17 protein-coding genes and 1 pseudogene are annotated in these 19,368 nt (G+C 45.4%); 10 read left to right on the forward strand and 8 right to left on the reverse strand.

Annotated elements, in window-relative coordinates; genetic code table 11:
• Nucleotides 1–397: 397 nt before the first annotated feature.
• Entirely contained in the window at nucleotides 398–1,744 is a 1,347-nt protein-coding gene (locus tag ACO05V_RS10545) for an anti-phage deoxyguanosine triphosphatase (protein WP_421850746.1), read from the reverse strand.
• Nucleotides 1,745–1,855: 111 nt separating this feature from the next.
• On the opposite strand from ACO05V_RS10545, the gene ACO05V_RS10550 reads away from it, so the two are divergent.
• Entirely contained in the window at nucleotides 1,856–2,152 is a 297-nt protein-coding gene (locus ACO05V_RS10550; protein ID WP_421850749.1) for a LysR family transcriptional regulator, read from the forward strand.
• A gap of 61 nt (nucleotides 2,153–2,213) precedes the next feature.
• On the opposite strand, the gene ACO05V_RS10555 is transcribed toward ACO05V_RS10550, so the two are convergent.
• The 3 genes from ACO05V_RS10555 to pabB form a co-directional block, all read right to left on the reverse strand.
• On the reverse strand, nucleotides 2,214–2,948 hold the full coding sequence (locus ACO05V_RS10555; RefSeq protein WP_421850752.1) for a phosphoadenylyl-sulfate reductase: 735 nt from the start codon (nucleotides 2,946–2,948) through the stop codon (nucleotides 2,214–2,216).
• 84 nt (nucleotides 2,949–3,032) lie between these two features.
• Nucleotides 3,033–3,692 (reverse strand): NUDIX hydrolase, encoded by a 660-nt coding sequence (locus tag ACO05V_RS10560; RefSeq protein ID WP_421850755.1) that lies wholly within the window; start codon nucleotides 3,690–3,692, stop codon nucleotides 3,033–3,035.
• 8 nt (nucleotides 3,693–3,700) lie between these two features.
• Complete coding sequence (pabB, locus tag ACO05V_RS10565) at nucleotides 3,701–5,125, reverse strand: aminodeoxychorismate synthase component I (protein WP_421850758.1); 1,425 nt, start codon at nucleotides 5,123–5,125, stop codon at nucleotides 3,701–3,703.
• Nucleotides 5,126–5,416: 291 nt separating this feature from the next.
• On the opposite strand from pabB, the gene ACO05V_RS10570 reads away from it, so the two are divergent.
• The 5 genes from ACO05V_RS10570 to ACO05V_RS10590 all read left to right on the forward strand — a co-directional run bounded on the left by ACO05V_RS10570 (nucleotide 5,417) and on the right by ACO05V_RS10590 (nucleotide 8,702).
• Complete coding sequence (locus tag ACO05V_RS10570) at nucleotides 5,417–6,283, forward strand: alpha/beta fold hydrolase (RefSeq protein ID WP_421850761.1); 867 nt, start codon at nucleotides 5,417–5,419, stop codon at nucleotides 6,281–6,283.
• A 119-nt stretch (nucleotides 6,284–6,402) separates the two neighbouring features.
• Nucleotides 6,403–6,945 (forward strand): GspH/FimT family pseudopilin, encoded by a 543-nt coding sequence (locus ACO05V_RS10575; protein ID WP_421850764.1) that lies wholly within the window; start codon nucleotides 6,403–6,405, stop codon nucleotides 6,943–6,945.
• The gene (locus ACO05V_RS10580) at nucleotides 6,936–7,316 is read left to right on the forward strand and encodes a hypothetical protein (protein WP_421850768.1); all 381 of its coding nucleotides are present in this window, start codon (nucleotides 6,936–6,938) and stop codon (nucleotides 7,314–7,316) included. Before ACO05V_RS10575 ends, ACO05V_RS10580 begins: the two co-directional genes overlap by 10 nt.
• On the forward strand, nucleotides 7,313–8,194 hold the full coding sequence (locus ACO05V_RS10585; RefSeq protein WP_421850771.1) for a type II secretion system protein: 882 nt from the start codon (nucleotides 7,313–7,315) through the stop codon (nucleotides 8,192–8,194). The genes ACO05V_RS10580 and ACO05V_RS10585 overlap by 4 nt, the downstream gene beginning before the upstream one ends.
• A gap of 55 nt (nucleotides 8,195–8,249) precedes the next feature.
• The gene (locus ACO05V_RS10590) at nucleotides 8,250–8,702 is read left to right on the forward strand and encodes a hypothetical protein (RefSeq protein WP_421850774.1); all 453 of its coding nucleotides are present in this window, start codon (nucleotides 8,250–8,252) and stop codon (nucleotides 8,700–8,702) included.
• Here the strand turns inward: ACO05V_RS10590 and ACO05V_RS10595 are convergent.
• A complete protein-coding gene (locus tag ACO05V_RS10595) occupies nucleotides 8,686–8,946 on the reverse strand; it encodes a PP0621 family protein (RefSeq protein WP_421850777.1) in 261 nt (86 codons plus the stop codon). The two genes, ACO05V_RS10590 and ACO05V_RS10595, sit on opposite strands and share 17 nt — an antisense overlap.
• Nucleotides 8,947–9,019: 73 nt before the next feature.
• Here ACO05V_RS10595 and ACO05V_RS10600 point away from each other — a divergent pair, with 73 nt between their 5' ends.
• The gene (locus tag ACO05V_RS10600) at nucleotides 9,020–10,657 is read left to right on the forward strand and encodes an NAD+ synthase (RefSeq protein ID WP_421850780.1); all 1,638 of its coding nucleotides are present in this window, start codon (nucleotides 9,020–9,022) and stop codon (nucleotides 10,655–10,657) included.
• Between the two features lie 709 nt (nucleotides 10,658–11,366).
• A pseudogene (locus tag ACO05V_RS10605) lies at nucleotides 11,367–12,339 on the forward strand (transposase).
• 235 nt (nucleotides 12,340–12,574) lie between these two features.
• Here the strand turns inward: ACO05V_RS10605 and istB are convergent.
• Nucleotides 12,575–13,315: an IS21-like element helper ATPase IstB gene (gene istB / locus ACO05V_RS10610; protein WP_421846544.1), complete on the reverse strand. Its 741-nt coding sequence runs from the start codon at nucleotides 13,313–13,315 to the stop codon at nucleotides 12,575–12,577.
• Between the two features lie 9 nt (nucleotides 13,316–13,324).
• Nucleotides 13,325–14,857 carry an IS21 family transposase gene (gene istA / locus ACO05V_RS10615; RefSeq protein WP_421846542.1) on the reverse strand — a complete coding sequence of 511 codons (1,533 nt, stop codon included), beginning with the start codon at nucleotides 14,855–14,857 and terminating at the stop codon, nucleotides 13,325–13,327.
• A gap of 484 nt (nucleotides 14,858–15,341) precedes the next feature.
• On the opposite strand from istA, the gene ACO05V_RS10620 reads away from it, so the two are divergent.
• Nucleotides 15,342–16,121 (forward strand): alpha/beta fold hydrolase, encoded by a 780-nt coding sequence (locus ACO05V_RS10620; RefSeq protein WP_421850783.1) that lies wholly within the window; start codon nucleotides 15,342–15,344, stop codon nucleotides 16,119–16,121.
• Between the two features lie 422 nt (nucleotides 16,122–16,543).
• Here the strand turns inward: ACO05V_RS10620 and ACO05V_RS10625 are convergent, their stop codons facing one another.
• Nucleotides 16,544–17,698 (reverse strand): IS110 family transposase, encoded by a 1,155-nt coding sequence (locus ACO05V_RS10625; RefSeq protein WP_421850786.1) that lies wholly within the window; start codon nucleotides 17,696–17,698, stop codon nucleotides 16,544–16,546.
• Between the two features lie 1,011 nt (nucleotides 17,699–18,709).
• Here ACO05V_RS10625 and ACO05V_RS10630 point away from each other — a divergent pair.
• Entirely contained in the window at nucleotides 18,710–19,312 is a 603-nt protein-coding gene (locus ACO05V_RS10630; protein ID WP_421850790.1) for a GNAT family N-acetyltransferase, read from the forward strand.
• The last annotated feature ends 56 nt before the right edge of the window (nucleotides 19,313–19,368 follow it).

Raw genomic sequence — 19,368 nt, forward strand, 5'->3', positions numbered from 1 at the left:
CGCGGGAATGACGTGTCTCGGCAATACATGGTGTGTCGTTTTGAAATTACCTTCCGCACTTGAAATCCCGAAGAAGTCAGTTCGACGCAACAGAGTCGCGCGACTTTATGGAGTTTCAGAGTCATTTAAAAATATCCCACCTACCAACATCAAAAACAATCTATGCCTTACGATACAAATCGTGTTGCTAGACGTGATGTTAAACAATGTGAATGAGACGTTTGGGCGATAGCCCGATAAAAGATTTTTTGGTTACTTTTGCATCGATTGGCAAAAGTTACCCGCTCAGCAGAGCGGAAAAAAAGTCTAGAATACAAAGCGTTTGAATGGAACCAAAGCTTGCAACCCCTCCCTAACCCTCCCCTTGGAAGACAAAAGGGGAAGGGATTATCCCTCTCTACATTGGCTCAAACACCGAGCCCAAGCTCGGAACAAACAACTTATTGTACATGCGGCTGGCGTAGTCGTCGGTCATGGAGGCCATGTAGTCGCAGATGATGCGCAGTCCGTTTTCTCCGTGTTCTTGGCTTTTTTGCCATTCGCTGGCGATTTCTCTTGGCAGTAATCGGCTTGGGTCGGCGGAGTAGGCTTCGAACATTTCCAATAACATTTGCTGGCCTTTGTAGACGAGCATTTGCACTTCTGGACGTTGGATGATGTGTTGCATTTCGAATTGTTTTAACAAGTTTAAGGCTTGGCGTTGGCCTTCAGGTAAGCCGACTTGAAAACGTAGTAACGGGTGTTCGAATTGCTGCTTTTCGATGACTCGACAAGAGGTGATGAACCAGCTGACTAAGCTGCCGATGGCTTCTTTGCGAAGGTGGCTTTGGCGGCTGAACAGTTGGGAGCGAATGTCGTTTAGGTTTTCTGCCAAAAAGGGTGATGCTAAGGCGGCGAGTTTGGGTTCTAGGTGTTCTAGCCACATGTCTTTGGTGACCATGCCGAGGACGATGGCGTCTTCTAGGTCATGTACGCCGTAGGCGATGTCGTCGGCGAGATCCATGATGCTGGTGTCGAAGCTGGCGTGTTTGGCTTTGGCGTGGCTGTCTGGGTCAGTTCGGTTTACTTCTTGTAATAAGCTTTTGTCGGCTTGGCTAAAAGGCTCGATGATCCAATTTAGTAAGTCTTGCTCTTCTTGGTAGACGCATTTTGGTGGCGCCCAGTTAGAGGCTTTGAATTGGCGGAAGTTGGCTGGCTTTTCTGGGTATTTGCCAACCACGCTGGCATGTAAAACCGGGTATTTTAAAATCCCTAATAAGGTACGACGCGTGACGTCCATGCCATAAATAGGTGAGTAGGAGCCGCGCTTGCCTAGGATTCTTAATGATTGTGCGTTGCCTTCAAAACCGCCAAAGGTTTGCATCATGTAGTTAAGGGCAACTTCACCACCGTGGCCAAATGGCGGATGGCCGATGTCGTGACTCAGGCAAACGGTTTCAATTAAAGCATCGTCGGCGAGCCAAGGTTGAAAGTCGGCATCTGCAGGTGAGCTGAATTTAAGTTGGTGAACAATGCCGTTGCCAATTTGGGCGACTTCTAAGGAGTGTGTTAGGCGTGTGCGGCTGTAATCGTTTTGTCGAATGGCAAGGATTTGCGTTTTGGATTGTAAGCGACGAAACGCGGCGCTGTGGATGATTCTAGCTCGATCACGTTGGTAAGGTGTGCGGTAATCGTTGTCGCGGGATTCTTGATGACCTGATTGTCTTTCGTGCCAAGGTAGCATTGTGTCTTGTGCGGTTGTCATGCTCTTAATCCACTTAGGTTAATAACTTTGAGTCTTTCACGAAAACACGATATAGGTCAATGTTCGTAAAATTGGCATTGGGCATAATGGAATTAACTATAAGGAATCTTTATGCTTAATACACAACATCTCATTACCTTTAAGGCGCTGGTTGAAACAGGGAGTTTTACGAAAACTGCGAAGAAGTTGGGATTAACTCAGCCTGCGGTTAGCCAACATATTCAAAAATTAGAACGAGAAATGGGCGAGCCTTTGTTGATTCGACATGGTCGAACAACGGATATGACGCCAGCGGGAGAAGTATTGCTGCAACACATACAAGAGCTTGAAGCATGCTACAAAGGTTTTATCGCGTCATGGAAAAGTCATTTAGAAAGCAAATCGGATGAGGCGGTGTCTGCACTGTAAAGTGCCTGATTTTAAGAGTCAGGCACTTTTAATCTAAGCGCTTTTAAATAGAAAGCGATGTTTATTGTTGAGCGGTTGGTATGATATTACCAATATGCAGGCCACATTCTTTGTGTTCAGATTCTTCCCACCACCAGCGACCTTCGCGTTCGTGTTGATTTGGTAGAATAGGGCGAGTACAAGGCTCGCAGCCTATGCTGGTAAAACCTTTCAAATGCAACTCATTGTAAGGTACATCAAACATTTTGATGTAGTTCCAAACGTCTTCAGAAGACCAATTTGCTAATGGATTGAATTTAAACAGATCTTTTTCATCTGTGCTGAATGCGCTGTCTTTTTCAGCAAAGGCTAAAACGTTACGTGTGCCTGGGCTTTGGTCTTTACGTTGTCCAGTAATCCACGCATCTACCGTGGCAAGTTTGCGTTTCAGTGGCTGTACTTTTCGAATGCCGCAGCACTCTTTGTGACCATCTTCAAAAAAACTAAACAAGCCTTTTTCTCTGGTGAAGTTTTCAAGTGCTTCGCGGTCAGGGGAAAGAATATCGATATTGATCTTGTAGTGTTTGCGAACTTGTTCGATAAAACGATACGTATCTGCGTGCAGGCGACCCGTATCCAGAGAGAAGACGTGAATGTCTTTTTTTGCTTTGACTGCCATGTCAATAAGGACAACATCTTCTGCACCACTAAAAGAGATGGCAATGTTGTCGAATTCTTTCATCGCGTTGTGGATGATTTTTTGTGCTTCGTCTTCTTTGTTGTTGGCAATGAAAGACGCTAAATCAAATGCTGACATAGGATGATTTACCATGATCTAGGTTACGATAGCTGTACCATAACAATTTGCGGCTCCGAAAGAAAAGACGAAAGAACACTAACCTTATAATGCTTGACCCATATGACGTGCTAGCGTTTGATAAAGTCCATAGAGAATCCCAGCGGTTACGCCCCAAATGCGAATGTCCTCGTAATCGATTTCAAAATAACCACGAGACGTTGTATCGAGCACTTTCTTTTTAAAACGGTAGTTTTGTGGGGTTAGCAAGTAGCGCAAAGGTACCCAATGGACGGATTTTACTTCTTCTTCACACAGACTTAACTCACTTCTGCGCGTCATTTCGGCTACGATGGGTTTGATGCAATAACCCGAGATGGTGCAATATTCGCCTAGTTCGCCCAATAGATCGAAACAATCTGGTGACAGCCCGACTTCTTCCAATGTTTCCCGCAAAGCGGTGTATTGGATACTGGCATCGTCAGGGTCATGTTTGCCACCGGGAAAGGCAATTTGTCCCGGATGATTGCGCATATGAAGTGCGCGTTGTGTTAGAAGTACGTATAACTCGCCATTTTCTGGCTCTCGCCAAATGGGAATTAGCACAGCAGCAGATCGGTAATTCAAATCATAACCACTGGGAAACATTTCCTCATCTGGGTTATGAATTTGTTGCGCGTAGGGTTCTCTGTCTAATGCAGCGCGAATATCATCCAAGCTCAGGTCAATGGGAGGAGCATTTAAAAACTGCTCTATGTCAGACATGATACGGCCTATTTCAAAAAGTCTTGTTCTAGAGTATGGGTTAATTTGCCCACTTTGGTAAAGGTTTCTTGGTATTCTTCTTGGCATTTCGAGTCGGCGACCAGTCCGCCGCCGGCCCAACAATGCAAGTTACCATGATCAGCAACCAGTGTACGGATAGTGATACTGGAATCCATTTGACCGTTTGCACTGAAGTAAGCAATCGAACCGCAATAGGCTGAACGTTCATGAGGTTCGAGCTCATCGATAATTTCCATGGAGCGAATCTTAGGCGCGCCAGTAATGGAGCCGCCTGGAAAGCTTTGATGAAAAACACGAATCGCTTGATCCGCCTGATCAATGCGACCTTCTACCGTGGAGACTAAGTGATGGACATTGGCATAACTTTCTAAGGCAAACAGCTTAGGTACTTTGATGCTGCCGGTTAAACAGGTTCGCCCTAAATCGTTGCGTAGCAAATCGACAATCATCAGGTTTTCTGCGCGATCTTTTTCTGATGCAAGTAACCAATCGGCGTTGGCCTTGTCTTCTTCTGGTGTTTTGCCGCGAGCGACCGTGCCTTTGATTGGCTTGGACTCTACTCGACCTTGATCGCATAACAGGAAGCGTTCAGGAGAGTGACTCAATAAACTTTGCTCTGGCGAAAATTCCATGTAAGCGGAAAATGGCGTCGGGCAAACGTCTCTTAATGTGTGATACGCCGTGAAGGTATCGCCTTGGTAGCGAGTAGAAAAACGCTGCGCCAAATTAACCTGATAACAATCACCGGACTGAATGTAGTCTTGAACCGCAGCAAATTTTTGCGCGTAGTCGGCTTCTGTCATATTGGAAGTAAAAGGTGCTTCTAAAGTAAAAGGTCGTGCTTCGTTTAAATCATGTTTTACCAGCACGTCATCACAAGCGCTGGTGAAACGGTTGATAAGGTCAGCAACATCTTCGGAAGGACACCAAGGAGAGGTGATCAATTGGGTGGTTTTTTTCTGGTGACAAGTAACCACCGCCCAATCATAAAGTCCAATGCTCAAGGTTTCTAACTGGATGTCGTGTTCTACCGTATCCGGTAATTTCTCAACATAATGGCCGCTTTCATAACCGTAATACCCCAGCAAACCACCAACGAAAGGCAAATCTTTTGGGGCGGATTGTGCCCAAGGCTCTTGGCAAATTAGGCTCATCAATTCGTTTAGCAAGGTCATTGGGTTGTCAGTATTACTTAACTCATAAAGCGGTTTGCTGTACCAAGTGATCGGCTGGTTATTTTGGACTGGATGAACGCGAGCAAGTGGGTTGGCGACCAAAATGTCGAAGTTGGTATCAGGAAAATGTTCGTGATTACTGTCGAGTAAAGCGGGATAAGGTAAGTCTCGCACAGCAGAAAAGAAAGACAGTAACGACGCCTGATAAGGGAGATTTACTTTTTTGATTTCTGACATTTTTTTATTAATACCTAGTAATAGAGACCTTTGCACGACTACTGCGCTTACCAATACTTTGTTAAAAATAGACTCGAAATGCTCATTTATAACCTATAAACTCGGCTTTGGCATCCTGCGTCGCTCTAACACCTACATCCATGTAGGTGTCTGCTTTCTCGTCTATTTTTGCCTCGTCTTGTTTTCGCTCGTAACATCGTGCAAAGGTCTCTAATATACGTTTGTGTGTAGAGTGCGATTAAGTGCAAGCATTGTATTCTTTTAATAAGGGTCCTCACAGGTTAATTACAAGTGTCTGACATTTTTTTTCTTTCTTTACCCAATGCGCGTATTGCGTACCGTCTTTACGAAAATCCACAGGCAGAAAGTGACCGAGCTTGCCTGTTGTTACATGGTGCAGGTGTTGCTGGGGAAATTACGTATTCTCCGATGTTGCCGTATTTTACCCAGTGGCGTTGGATGCTGGTGCCTGATCTAAAAGGCATGGGCGATTCTTTTCATCATCATGGTGATGAGGGCGCGGTATCAATTGCCGAATTGACCAACGAAGTAGAAGCGCTATTGGCCCATGTTAAATGGGACGACTTTGATCTGGTTGCCTATTCTCTTGGCGGCTTGGTGGCATTGAACTTAAATTATCAGCGTAGCTTACAAGGCAAAAAGACAGTCAAAATGGCTTTGCTGGAACCTGCGTCTTTGGATCGTGAAGATTTGTCTACTTTGATGGATGTGCGTCAAAAATACCGTCATGCGTCGAAGCTGATTCGTGATACCGGCGATGTAGAGCTTGGTGTAGCGAGTTTTATGGATGGTGTGTCGCCGAACCGACGTAAGCTCCCTGTAGCGGAAGCGACGACAAAATCACGTCTAGCACATCGACCTTTTGGTTTTGCCTATGCATTGGATGCGGTGACAGATCATGTAGAAAAGATGGTGAAAGAGCCGCATATTCGTCAGGCGATGATAGAGGCGTCCGAGCAGGTGTTTTTGTTCTCCGGTGAATTGAGTCACGAAGCCTTGCGACAACACTATGATTTGTTGAGTGAGCAAAATGCCGCTTGGCAACACAAAACGTTGAGTGCGTGCGATCATTCATTGCCCTTTCAAAAACCGAGACAAATTGCCAATCATATTAATAATTGGTTTGCAGCGCACTAAGATCAAATAAGCGTTAAGATAAAACAAGCGTTGCTTATAAAGGGCAGGAAGCCCGTTTAATTTATGATTTTCTAGAAAGAAAATGTAAAAGCAAAAACATGAAGACAAGGAGGTTTTCAATGAGCCGTCAATACGGTTTTTCCCTGCTGGAGCTACTCTGTGTTCTGGCCATCTTGAGCATATTAGCTCATGCAGGTTCGGCGCAATTTCTCAGCGTTAGCCAAAAAACCAAAGATAAAAACACTCTCAAAAATGAAATGAAGCGTCTGGCAGATGCGCTAACCCAGGCGCGTCAATTGGCTGTCATAAGTGGTCAAACCAGCTTTTTGTGTGGCGGCGTGAATTGCGACGGCGGTTGGTCATCAGGTTTTATACTCTATCAAGTTGAGTCCAATAGCGGCGCAGAAAAACACTACCGTCAGATCGTTTTTGATCCTTCCTTGGCGGTATCTTGGCGTGGCTTTCCCACCCAGAAAAATCAAATAGAATTTCGATCTAATGGCTTGTCTGGTTATCAAAACGGCACCTTTGAGTTTTGCTTAGGCGCTTGGCAGGCGGACTTAATACTCAATCAAAGCGGGCGTTTTTATCTCACTGATCCACAAGGCGTTGATCCAAAAGGCTCTTATTCTCAGGGAACGAATGGAGGGCAATGCGGATGAATAAACAGCGATTAATGCAGCGATTGTCTGAGCCAAGACAAAAGGGGTGGATCATGCTCGAAGTGATTCTTTGCTTGGCGTTATTTGCCGTGGTGTTGTTGGCTGTACAGCGTCAGAGCGAAGCGCAATGGCAATCGGTTCAGTTGGCCGACACACAGGGTAAACTTCAGGAAAATCAGCAAAAGCAAGCGGCTATGACGCAGTTAGTTGGCTCGGTTGCTTGGCTTGATACGCCGAAAATATTGCACAAAGAAGAGTATCCAGATTGCCAAAAATGTACAGGCAATGAGCTTAAAAATTGGTTTTATGCTTCACAACATGTTTTGTCTGAATCTGCTGTTTTAGGTCTGAGTGAAGAGGGCAAACCATGAATCAGCGACGTCATATGAAAGGCAGTTTGTTGATCGAATTGCTGGTGGTGTGTGGTTTGATCGCCTTGTTTTTACCCTTTTTGGTGATGGCGATAGCTCGCATGCAAGAGCGACATCTATTGGCGCAAACTTATCAAGATCAACATACGATAAAAGCCGCTATTGAAGCGCATTTGAAGGCGCAATGGTCACGCCTGTTACCTGCGAGTTGTTCGCTCGATGAGTCGTTATTTTTGACGATTGAATCGGGTGTGTCTCCGCCGGTTCGTTTGGCGACACGGCGTATCGACAAAGACTCAGATTGGGTAAAGGGTGTGGATTATGGTTTGTGTCGCAGCTCGGTAACAGTGAACAATAACCCTATGAAAACGACCATGGCTTGCCATTGGAAAGCAGGTGACAGAATGACTTTCTCGTCTTGCGAATCCAATTATAAAGGTCAGGTGTTAAGTGAGTCTGCGAGTAAAAGCCTGATTAAACTTGAGGATGATGTAGCTATTGGCCAATCTGGTATTTTAGAAAGCGAAGATGGCTTTTATTGGTATCTATCAGAAGGCAAAGACGGCTGGAATGCCTTGTGGCGCACACCAGAAGAAAGCGGTAATTCGTTAGAGTTATGGAATGGCATTGAGCGCTTTGCTGTTCTTCCGTTGTTGGATGATAGCCAGGATGGTTTGGTGGATACGTTAGATACTCGATATGGACGCTTTCCCTTAAAAAGCTTACGAGGATTATGGGTCGAGTATCAGTATCGATTAAGTGATTGCAAGGCTGACCGTGATGCAGATTTTCAACAGGAATATCATTCTATGCGAGGCGAAACTTGGTACTATTTTTCTCCTTGTCAGGGCGTGGGTAATCAAATTATTGTGCTGTAATCTGCGTGTTTTAATTCTCATAGATGAGATGACGTTCTCAAAAGGGGCAGATAAAATGGATTTTTCTTTGTTTAGAACCCAACATGGTTGGGTGTCTTTGCCGATTATTGCTTTGCTACTGGCGATGTCTAGTTTGTCGATGCACTTTCAAGAAAGGCTCATGGCATCCTATAAATGGCGTGGGCAAGTGAATGAAGTGGAAGCGAATCAGCAAATTTGGACAGATTTTCAGCAAGCCTTAGTTGTGTCTCCAAGTTTCGCATCGGCAACAGCGAGCGAATGTGTTGGCTTTTGCGATCTAGGTAAGCCTATTCAGGAAAAGACATGGCAAAAAGCTAACCAGCTTGTGCATTACCGTTGGGAAAGTTACGAGTCGCTGCCAGATGAAGCTGATAATACGAAAACGTCCTACCGACTCTGCGCCACGCAAAACCAGCAACAATATCGTTGCTGGTGGTGGCGAGAGAGTAGGTTGCTTGCAAACGGTTGGGTTAGTGCTTCTGATTGAAGGCTTTCAAATGCTCCGCACTGCAAAATGGACGCGCTTCTTGGTCATGAATAGCATGAGAACGTGGCGTGAAAGTTTTGCATTCCTCACAGCGAACCATGCTTTCTTGTGACTCATCCTTTTTGGTTGAATCCTGTTTTTTGGTTTCCGCTGGCGATTGACTGCGTTTAAAAGCGACAAATTGGCGATACAACCACCAACCAATAAAGAAAATAGCAACAAAAACGATCAAACGTACGATCATATACTTTACCTAGCTTGGGTTATTCCAGACAATAACGGGCATATTCTAACAGAGTTCATGAGATAGCAACTGTATGACATTACGAATTGCAATGGCCCAGCTGGATATGCTGGTCGGAGACATCACAAAAAACACTCAATCCGTCATTGATGCGGCCAACAAGGCCCGTGATGAAGAACACGCGGATGTGGTGGTTTTTCCTGAATTGACCTTAACTGGCTATCCACCAGAAGATTTATTGTTACGTTCTAGCTTGGATCAGCGTATCGAATCTGCCTTGGCAAAATTATTAGCCGAGATTCACGACATCTACGTGGTCGTTGGTTACCCTCGTCGCATTGATGGCGAACTGTTCAACTGCGCTGGCGTGATTTATCAAGGTGACTTGTTGGTGGAATACGCCAAGCAGAAACTGCCTAACTTCCTAGTGTTTGATGACAAACGCTATTTCAGCGAAGGCCGTGAAGCGGGCCTTGTGGATATCAAAGGCGTCACCGTTGGCTTGAGTATCTGTGAAGATATTTGGCATCCAGAGCCAACAGCACAGGCAAAAGCAGCAGGTGCAGAATTGATTCTGAACCTGAACGCCTCACCTTATCACATTGAAAAAATGGGCGAGCGTGAACAACTACTTCACCAACGTGCGACCGAAGTGACTTTGCCGATTGTCTATGTGAACTACATGGGCGCGCAGGACGAATTGGTATACGAAGGCGGCTCTTTTGTAGTCAACGCCAAAGGCGAGAAAATCATGCAAGCGCCTTGGTTTGAAGCCGGCCTGTACAGCATCGATATGATCGTCGACGAAAGCCAACCAAATAAGGTTGAACCGGTCGCTGGTGTTATTGCTCCGGCATTAGATGTGGAAGCTAGCGTCTATCAAGCCATGGTGCTTGGCTTGCGTGACTACATCACCAAGAACCGTTTTAAAGGTATTGTGCTGGGCTTGAGTGGCGGTATCGACTCTGCCTTGTCTTTGGCGGTAGCTGTCGATGCCATCGGCGCAGACCGAGTTCAAGCCATCATGATGCCTTACACTTATACCTCGTCCATCAGCTTGCACGATGCTGAAGAAGAGGCAAAACTGCTTGGCGTTAAATACAGCGTCTTGCCAATTGAATCTATGGTGTCAGCTTTTACCGACGTGCTCGCGCCAGAGTTTGAAGGCTACGCCAAAGACACCACAGAAGAAAACCTACAAGCTCGTACCCGTGGCGTGACCCTAATGGCTATTTCCAACAAGAAAGGCTACATGGTTCTGACCACAGGCAACAAAAGCGAAATGGCAGTAGGCTACGCCACATTGTATGGCGACATGGTCGGCGGCTATTCCGTACTAAAAGACGTCTTCAAAACTTTGGTATTCAAACTGTGCCGCTACCGCAACACCTTGGGCTACGTCATCCCCGAACGCGTAATCACGCGTCCACCTTCTGCGGAATTGGCTCCAGATCAAAAAGACGAAGACTCTTTGCCAAGCTATGACATCCTCGATGAAATCTTACGCATGTACATCGAAGAAGACCAAAGCGCGGAAGCGATTCTCGCGACCAAGAAATTCGACCGAGACACTGTGTATCGCGTACTTCGCCTTGTTGACGTCAACGAATACAAACGTCGCCAAGCGCCAACCGGTGTTCGCATCACCGCACGTGGGTTTGGACGAGATCGTCGTTACCCGATTACCAATGGTTGGCACATCGGAGAGTAGCGCTTTTAAAAAAGCTTTCAAAACTTGTTTTGCGCCTTCTCTTTGAAGAAAGGGAAGGCGTTTTCTTTGGTTTCCATTCAAACGCTTTGTATTCCCAACCTTTTTTCCGCTCTTTAATTCAGGGGAAAGCTGAGCGGGTAACTTTTTGCAAGCGCCCAAAAAGTAACCAAAAATTCGCTTTATCGGGCTATCGCCCAAACGTCTTATTTGCTTTGTTTAACGCTGCGTTTAGCAAGACGATTTATATCGTAAGGCATGGATTGGTTTTTGCTGGTGGAGGGAAGGAGATTTTTAACTGACTCTGAAACTCCATAAAGTCGCGCAACTTCGTCGCGTCGAACTGATTTTATAGTGAATTCAATAGTAGGCACCAAAGAACGTAGGTCTGATGAGACGAGGCACGAGGCGTAATCTGACGCTGAAAGCGAAGCTTTCACATGTAAGTCGCGCCTTTAGGCCGACAAAAAACAGAGGGTGTTTTTTGTACTAGTAGGAAGTAAGAAAGTTTTTTAGTATCAATGGATAAGAATATTGATAGACGAAATAACGTGCATGCCTGTTATAACTTTATTTAGTATCTCCATTAATAGCTTTAGAGTCAGTGGCTTATAGTGAAGCAACTTACAGGACACCCATTTAAACTTGATGATTTGAAATTATACTGTATATTTAACCAGTATTGTTTATTTCTCATGGAAGGGGAGTCGTCATGCCAAGAGCTAGAAGTCAGCAAATTAGTATTAGAAAATACGCCTTACTATCACTGTGTTTCACGCTGTGTTCGTAGGGCGTTTTTGTGTGGCGAAGATCCTGTCTCAGGTGAAAGCTTTGAGCACCGTCGAGGTTGGGTTGAAAATAGATTGTTATTTCTTGCCAGTGTCTTTGCTATTGATGTTTGTGCCTATGCGGTAATGAGTAACCATCTCCATGTAGTGTTGCACATAAACGCAGAAAAAGCGGCTAAATGGTCTACGTTAGAGGTTCTGAAAAGGTGGCATAAGCTGCATAAAGGTACCTTGTTTACTCAGCAGTACGTCCGAGGAGAAGAACAACCAGAGTTTGCTTTGGCCTTGGTCGAAAAGTCTGCTGAAGCTTTTAGAAGCCGTCTTATAGACATTAGCTGGTTTATGAAAGAGTTGAATGAACCCATTGCTCGACAAGCCAATTTTGAAGACAAATGTACAGGTCGATTCTGGGAAGGACGTTTTAAGTCCCAAGCTTTGCTGGATGAAGCTGCATTAGCGGCTTGTATGGCTTATGTTGACCTCAATCCCTTAAGAGCAAAAATCAATCCAACACCTGAAACCTCGGAGTTCACTAGCGTTAAAAAACGCATCGCCGCCGCAAGGCATCAAAAGCAACCAAAATTGCTTTATCCTTTTGTTGGAAATCCTAGAAAAGATATGCCTGATGGATTGCCATTTAAATTGACGGACTATCTTGAATTGGTCGATATAACAGGGCGCCTCATACGTGAAGACAAACGCGGTGCGATAGACGCTTCAATGTTACCAATTCTTCAAAGGCTTAATATCTCCTCTGAGAACTGGCTGTGTATTGCCACGGAGTTTGGGGCAAGAACAGGAGCAGTTGTGGGTGCAGAGCAGTCAATTATGGATTACTGTCATGCAAACAATCTCCAAAGAAAGCCTAGATCAAGCAATATTCGGCTTCACACCTAGCTTCCCTAAATCAACCCAAGTCTTTCGTCATTAACTAATCCTTCATTAGTAAATTCACTCGCATAAAAATCACTAAACCTGCCTTTAAGCAATGAGTTTCGTATTTTAAAAATAGTAGAAGAAAACTTTCTTAGAAACATGCTTTCTGTGCGAGGGTGCATATTCCGCTGATTCCGGACACTGGTACCGTTTTAATCCGGACACCTTTTTCCCTTCATTTTCTCAGTTTCTAGTTTTACTCCATGTGTCCGGATTGCGCCAGTTTTCTCATCGATTCTCCTCCTAGTTCGATGCGGTGACTGTTGTGGATTAAACGGTCTAATAAAGCATCCGCTACCGTGGCATTGCCTATCATGTTGTACCACTCTTTCACCGGCAGTTGACTGATCATGATCGTGCTGCTTGTTTGGTAACGATCTTCTAAAAGCTCTAATAAATGGCCTGCATGATCCGCACTGAGTTTTTCCATTCCCCAGTCATCGAGTATCAGCAGCTGCTTTTTGGCGAGGGCGGCGAGTTGTTTTTGATAGGTGCCGTCTAAGCGGCCAAGGCTGAGGTCGTCCAGCAGTCGACTCAGACGCAGATAACGAACGCTATAAAGTTGCTCGCACGCCTGTGAGGCAAGAGCGCAGGCAACATAAGTTTTTCCCGCGCCCGTTGGGCCTGTGATAAGGATGTTTTGATGCTTTTGCAGATAACCGCCTGTCAGCAGTTCTCCTAATTGGAGGCGTTTCAGTCCACGCCCTTCTTTGTAGAGTAGCTGGCTGGCGCTGGCTTCTACGCGCAGTTTTGCTTGTCGCTTGAGCCGTTCGATTTTGCCTTGATTTCTGCCTAGCAGCTCACTGTCAAGGAGCAATGTGAGACGTGGCTCAAAGTCCAGTTCTCCATAGGTAGTTAATTGTTCTCGTTGTTGCTCTAACGCGGTGACGGCATGGCTCAATCGCAGCATTTTTAGTTGTTCAGTCAGGTGATTCATGTCGTTCTCCTAGTGGTAGCAGTGTGGCCCGCGAACATTGCTGTGCGGGATGTCGGGTGTCGAGTCAGAAGGAAGGGACAGCGTGCCTTCTCGATGATGGTCGAGCAGATTTCGGATAAAGCGTAGAACGGGCTTGTTTACCAGTAAGGCATCCTGACAGGCTTGCTCTAGGCGAACATCACCATGTTTGCGCGCTAGACTCAGTATGCCAAGGCAGCGACGAGTGGCTTGGGCTGGATGAGCTTTGGACTGGATTTGTTGTTTGATGACGTTTTCGGTGGCGACGCCTATCTGCTTGCTCCATCCGATCAAGCGTTCTGGTGACCACTTTTGATGTTGATGATGGCTCGGCATATGTTCCATGTGGGTACTCAGTCCATACTCTTTTCGGCTGATTGGGTGAGACGAGACAGGTTGACCTTGATGGAAGATTTGTATGATCTGCGACGTGGCTTCCAGTGTCACATGTTGACCCACAAGCTGATGCGGTACCGAGTAGTAATGTTTTGCGTACTCAATGTGGTAGTCCGGCCCCACTTTGGCGCGTTTATGTTCTGTGTAGACATATTTTTGCATCGGTAATGGTTTCAGGGCGGGCTTATCGAGGGTGTCAAAAAGGGCTTGGCGGCTCACGCCAATCTTTTGCATTGGTCGCTGATTCAGAACCTTCATCAGCTCTCGAATCGCATTATTCAGCTCTCTCAGGGTGTGGAAGGTGCGATGACGAAGACGCATCATGATCCAGCGCTCAACAATCAGAACCGCATTTTCGGCCTTGGCTTTGTCTTTGGGTTTATAGGGACGAGCCGGCATAATAGCGGTTTGATAGTGATGTGCTAACTGACGATAACTGTCGTTGAGTTTCGGCTCATAACGATCTGTTTTTGTCACGGCAGCTTTTAAGTTGTCTGGCACCAATAAAGCGGGAACGCCACCGAAGTGTTCAAACGCATTGGCGTGACACTGTAACCAATGCTCCAGCTTTTGACTTTCGCTGGCTTCAACGTAGGTGTAGTTAGACGCTCCCAGTGTGGCGACAAACACTTGTGAGTGGCGAACGTCGCCCGTTTCCGGATTGACGATCGGGATAGTCGGTCCGCAATAATCAATGAATAACTTGTCACCTGCGGTATGGAGTTGACGCATACTGCGTTTTTGTGTGGTGAGCCAACGACGGAAGTACTCGCAGAACTGGCTGTAGCCATAAGTGCGCTCTTGGTGCTCGGCAACATATTCTTCCCACAACAATTGCTTCGTCGCCCCTTTGCGCTTGAGTTCGATAAAAAAGTACGCAAAGTCCGGCATCACTTTCAGGCGATTAGCCGGTTTTTCTTGATACAGCGCTTTAGACAGATCGGTATCGGAAACGTCACTGGCAAGGGGCCAATAATAGTCACTTTGTTTGAAACGAGTCAGGACATCGGACACGGTAGAGCGGCCGATATTCAAACAAGAAGCAATCTGCCGCGTGGATAAATGGCACTCATGTTTGAGACGCAAAATCTCTTTAATATTGGTCATTGAGGTTCTCTTTCTGGTCATGATCACTTCCTGGCAACGTATTAGGGGTAACCAAGTGTAGTGAGCGATTGATTTAAAAGAGAAAACGAAGGGATTCCGGTGAATACGGACAGAGTTTACGCTAATCCGGACAGGGATTCCGGGAAAAGCCAAAAAGTGTCCGGTTTAGAGCGTAATAGGTGTCCGGATAAAAACGGAATGGGTGTCCGAGTTATATCGGAATGGGTGTCCGGATTGCTCCGGTATATGCACGAGGGCTGTTTTTGTATGATGAGGTTATATTTTTAATGTGGGTGTCCTACTGTGTCTAGAATCTACTGTGCAGAAATAACGCGCTGTGGATAAATGAAATAACACGCATGCTCGTTTTTCCAGACTTGGCTCTTGTTGGTATCTCTATTATTCGCTTTAGAGTTAGTAACTTATAGTGATTTCAGGAAAGTTTCTGTAATGTGTAAACGCGCATGCGCATTATTAAAATGTTAGCCCTTAATAGGAATATCATGTGAAATATTTTCAAAAAGGTAGTGGTGAATATTTAGTCTTGGTTCATGGAGCATTAACAGATGGTTCTATGTGGCTCCCTCATACAGATTTCTTGGCTCAGTATTTTGATGTAGTTTCAGTGACTTTAAGTCATTTTGATAATGATGAAAGTTTAAGCTTTGGTCTGAACTCACACGCTCAAGAGCTATGTGAGCTTGTGAAAAAGTTAGTTTCAGATAAGCCCGTGAATGTTGTTGGCTGGTCTTATGGTGCAGATGTTGTATTGAACATGATAGCAACGTCTCAATTGCCATTGTCTAAGGTATTTTTGTATGAGCTGGGATATCCCGGTTGTGTTCAAGAAGATGAAATGAAAACTTGGGTTGCGGATGCAGAGTCAATGTTTGAGCCTGTTTTTAATCATGTACATCAGGGGGATTTGAGTTTAGCTGTTGAATCATTGATTGACGGTTCTGGGAATTGTCATGGTTACTTCGATAAGCAACCAACTGAGGTGAAGAGTTTACAGTTAAAGCAAGCTTATACATTGCCTTTGCAACTAAATCAGCAAGAACATCCATCGATTGATGCCCAAAGTCTATCGAATATCGATCTGTCTTTGATATTTGGGCATGGCGATAAAACACGAGACTTATTTAGGCTGGCCACACAGAGTGATGCACGAGCTTCAAGACACTCAAAATTGGTGGTTATTGAAAATGAATCTCACATGTTACCTCAAGAAAATCCAGAAAAGTTTTCGAGTTTACTAATTGATTTACTGGGGAAAAAGGGCTAACAAACGCTTCAAGAGGGACAGCCAACGCGTGGCATTTTTATTATGCGTTGGTTTTTGTGATTACGGTGTTATGCGGAAAGTTAGTAGTAGCGTTGTCTGCCCCTTAAGCGGGCGTTGGTATGACTCCCTACGTCAATTAGCACACAGCCATTTCTTCTAAATGAATAGACTTTTTGTACTGCTCAAAAGAGATGAGTGAACACATTGGAAGAAGCCAGTAAATTCGTCGGTTATCATGCTGGTATCCGTAGATTAATAGGGCTTTTCCCTATCAGAGCTGACCTTACTTGATACGTCGTGGCACCGTTTCTTCAGTCTATGCTCGTGGTTCAATCAGATAGCTATCTGATTGCCATCCTAACGCCGTCGGAGTTTATGCCACCCCCGTTGCTTGTTCCAACGCATCCACTCAAATTGATAAATCATGCAGGCACTCTCGCTAAACGTAATTTAGGGTCGACTCTAGGAAGAACAATTTCTTTTGATATAGCCCAGATGTACGCAATCATTTCTCTCGCTATGGCGGTGACGACGAGATTGTAGTGTTTACCTTTCTTAATGAGCTTTTGATACCGTTTGCATAGTCTTAACTGTGCCCGCCAAGCGATATCGACCACTTCTTTAGGGAGCCCTTCTTGTCGTATTTGTAAATCGGTTGAAATGTTAGCTGGGTAGCGGTAAGAGTGTGCCCCTTCGACGAGAAGCCGTCTTGCTCGTCCATTGCCACATTTTGTAATGGCACCCACATGGCGTTTACCTCCGCTGGAGTGTTCAGATGGGACGAGACCTAAATACGCCATCAGCTTTCTTGGGTGGTCGAAACGATTTAAATCACCCAGTTCTGCGATCACACCTGTAGCGACCAGCATTCGAACACCACGAAGGGCTTGAATCGCTTTAACGACAGGGTAGTAGCGCCAATTTTTGACATGATGTGAGAGTTCATTATCCAGCCGTTCCAATCGAGCGATGCGTTCAGTAATGGTTTGAAGCGCTTCTTGTAAAACAATTTGCTGAGCTGGATGAGGCAGTACAAGTTCAGTTAGCCATCGTAGATGCTTTAAAGACCAGTTTGCCGTACCTTCATAATGAATGTTATTGCGTAGGAGCAAGGCTTTTAGCTGATACTTCGCTTCTTTTAAATCTTTCATTGCAGTTTCGCGAGCACGGGATAAGTCACGTACAGCTTCATCTTCAGGCTCAGGAACGTAAATCGGTGTTAGGTCTTCAGATTTCAGCAGTTTTGCTAATTTGATGGCATCTCGTTTATCCGTTTTCACCTTATCACCGGGCTTTTTGGGAATAAGAGACGGTGCAACCACGTAGCAGCAGTTGCCTAAGCTTGTGAGCAGTCGATAGATCCAGTAGCCACATGGTCCAGCTTCATAAACAAAATGAAGTGTTGCAGAGGGGTACTTAGACTGAAATTGTCGAGCCAGCTTTTTGATTGAGATCTTTGCGCTTGATATTCGTCCAAAATGAATGGGCGTTGCTCCACGCTGATCTTCAATATAAGCGACTTCGATGAACTCTTTATGAGTGTCCAAACCAATAAATATTATGCTATGTTCAATCATGCTAGCCTCCATGATTTAGTTGTTAACATGCTAATTATGGCACTGGCTTTACGCTAACCCACGGAATTGGAGGCTAGCCTCGTGGGGAGTCATTATGTCTATGTGTAGTCATTACATCCAAAAGAGGAAGGTTAGATGAACATGGTTTATAGAGTAACACTTAGTCTATTTTGCTTAGTTGCAGCAATAGGCTGTTATGTATTTGGAATTCCCGTAGGTGGAGTAGTCTTCTTTATTCTTGGGTTAGTCTTTGAAGGTCTATTCTGGTTTGGCATATTCGGTAAGAAGAAATAAATCTTATCTCAGTAAGCCAGAAAAAGTAGATTTTCTTCAAAAAAAAGATTTTTATTTTTGTCGCTGGGTGACTTAATAATTGTATTAGGCTCCCTGCAAATACACTCACATAACAAGTGGCAGCAGCAACGCCCTTAAAACACTCTCGCTTCGCTCGGCGGGCTGGACGTCGTTTCGGGGCATTAAGTTTTTCCTTCGCAAGCTCAGTTTAGCAAAACTTAAGCCCCTCACTCCGCCGCTGTGCCAGGCGTTAAGTGATAAAGAGAGACGTATGACAACATCCACGATAGTTATAACTTGTTTTTGTCTACTGCTTTATCTGAATGCGGCTGCTATCTACTATGCAGTAAAAACTGAAATGTACTCTATTAAGCAGTTAGTGGCTCAAGCATGTATTGTATTTATTATTCCACTTGTCGGCGCCGTCGTAATTCTCTCATTCTCAATAAGCCAGCTTTCGCCCGAAACACCTCTAGCTCTAGAGAGGGAGAGAAAGACTTCCAGTAGATTGTTTAGCTTATTGTTTCTGAGCTTTATTGTTTCAAACTTGAATGGCCAGTCAGAAAGTTCTGTATCTGAATCGAGTACCCCTGATTCTGGAGGCGGAATTGACTCCTCTGACCACTAAATTACTTAACAAAGCGCAGCACTACGCAGCCTCCGGCTGTCGGATGCTCGCACCGGTGTGCGCGGCGTTGAACTAAGGAGACAAAGACAATGGGCGATGAGATCACTATCCAGCAGGGCTTTCCAGAAGAGCTACTTTCATCGGCAGTTGAGTTGTACGACGCTGCGTTTGGAGCCAAGCTCGCAATCGCCATGCCCAACCCGATCTCACGAACGGCAGTCCTAAAGGCGGGCTTCAATCCAGAGTTTTCCTTCGTCGCAATATGTGATGGTGAAATGGTCGGAATCGCAGGTTTCAAGACAGGCCGTGGGGCGCTGACAGGCGGGATTTCATTTCGTGTGTTGAAAGATGAGATTGGGCTCTGGGGTGCAATTCGTTCCGTCCTCGTTCTTGCATTGTTTCAACGGAATCACGTCGAGGGCCAATTGCTTATGGATGGAATAGGCGTTTCGCCCAAGATGCGCGGCAGCGGCATTGGAACAAAGCTTTTGCATAGCCTCATAGAGTATTCAAAGACAGAAGGGTATCGGTCAATTCGCCTTGATGTTATAGACACGAATCCCGCCGCTCGGCGCCTTTACGAACGTGTTGGCTTTGTACCTGTAAAGACTGAACAGTTCGCCTATTTGGAATGGCTACTTGGCTTTGGGGCGGCCACACAGATGAAATACTCACTCAATGCGCAGGCATAACAACAGGTTGCAGCCGACGTTGCTGCGCTGCGTGACTGAACCTGGCCGTTAGGCGA

The sequence above is a fragment of the Marinomonas sp. genome (genome assembly GCF_965225885.1).
Taxonomy (GTDB): domain Bacteria; phylum Pseudomonadota; class Gammaproteobacteria; order Pseudomonadales; family Marinomonadaceae; genus Marinomonas.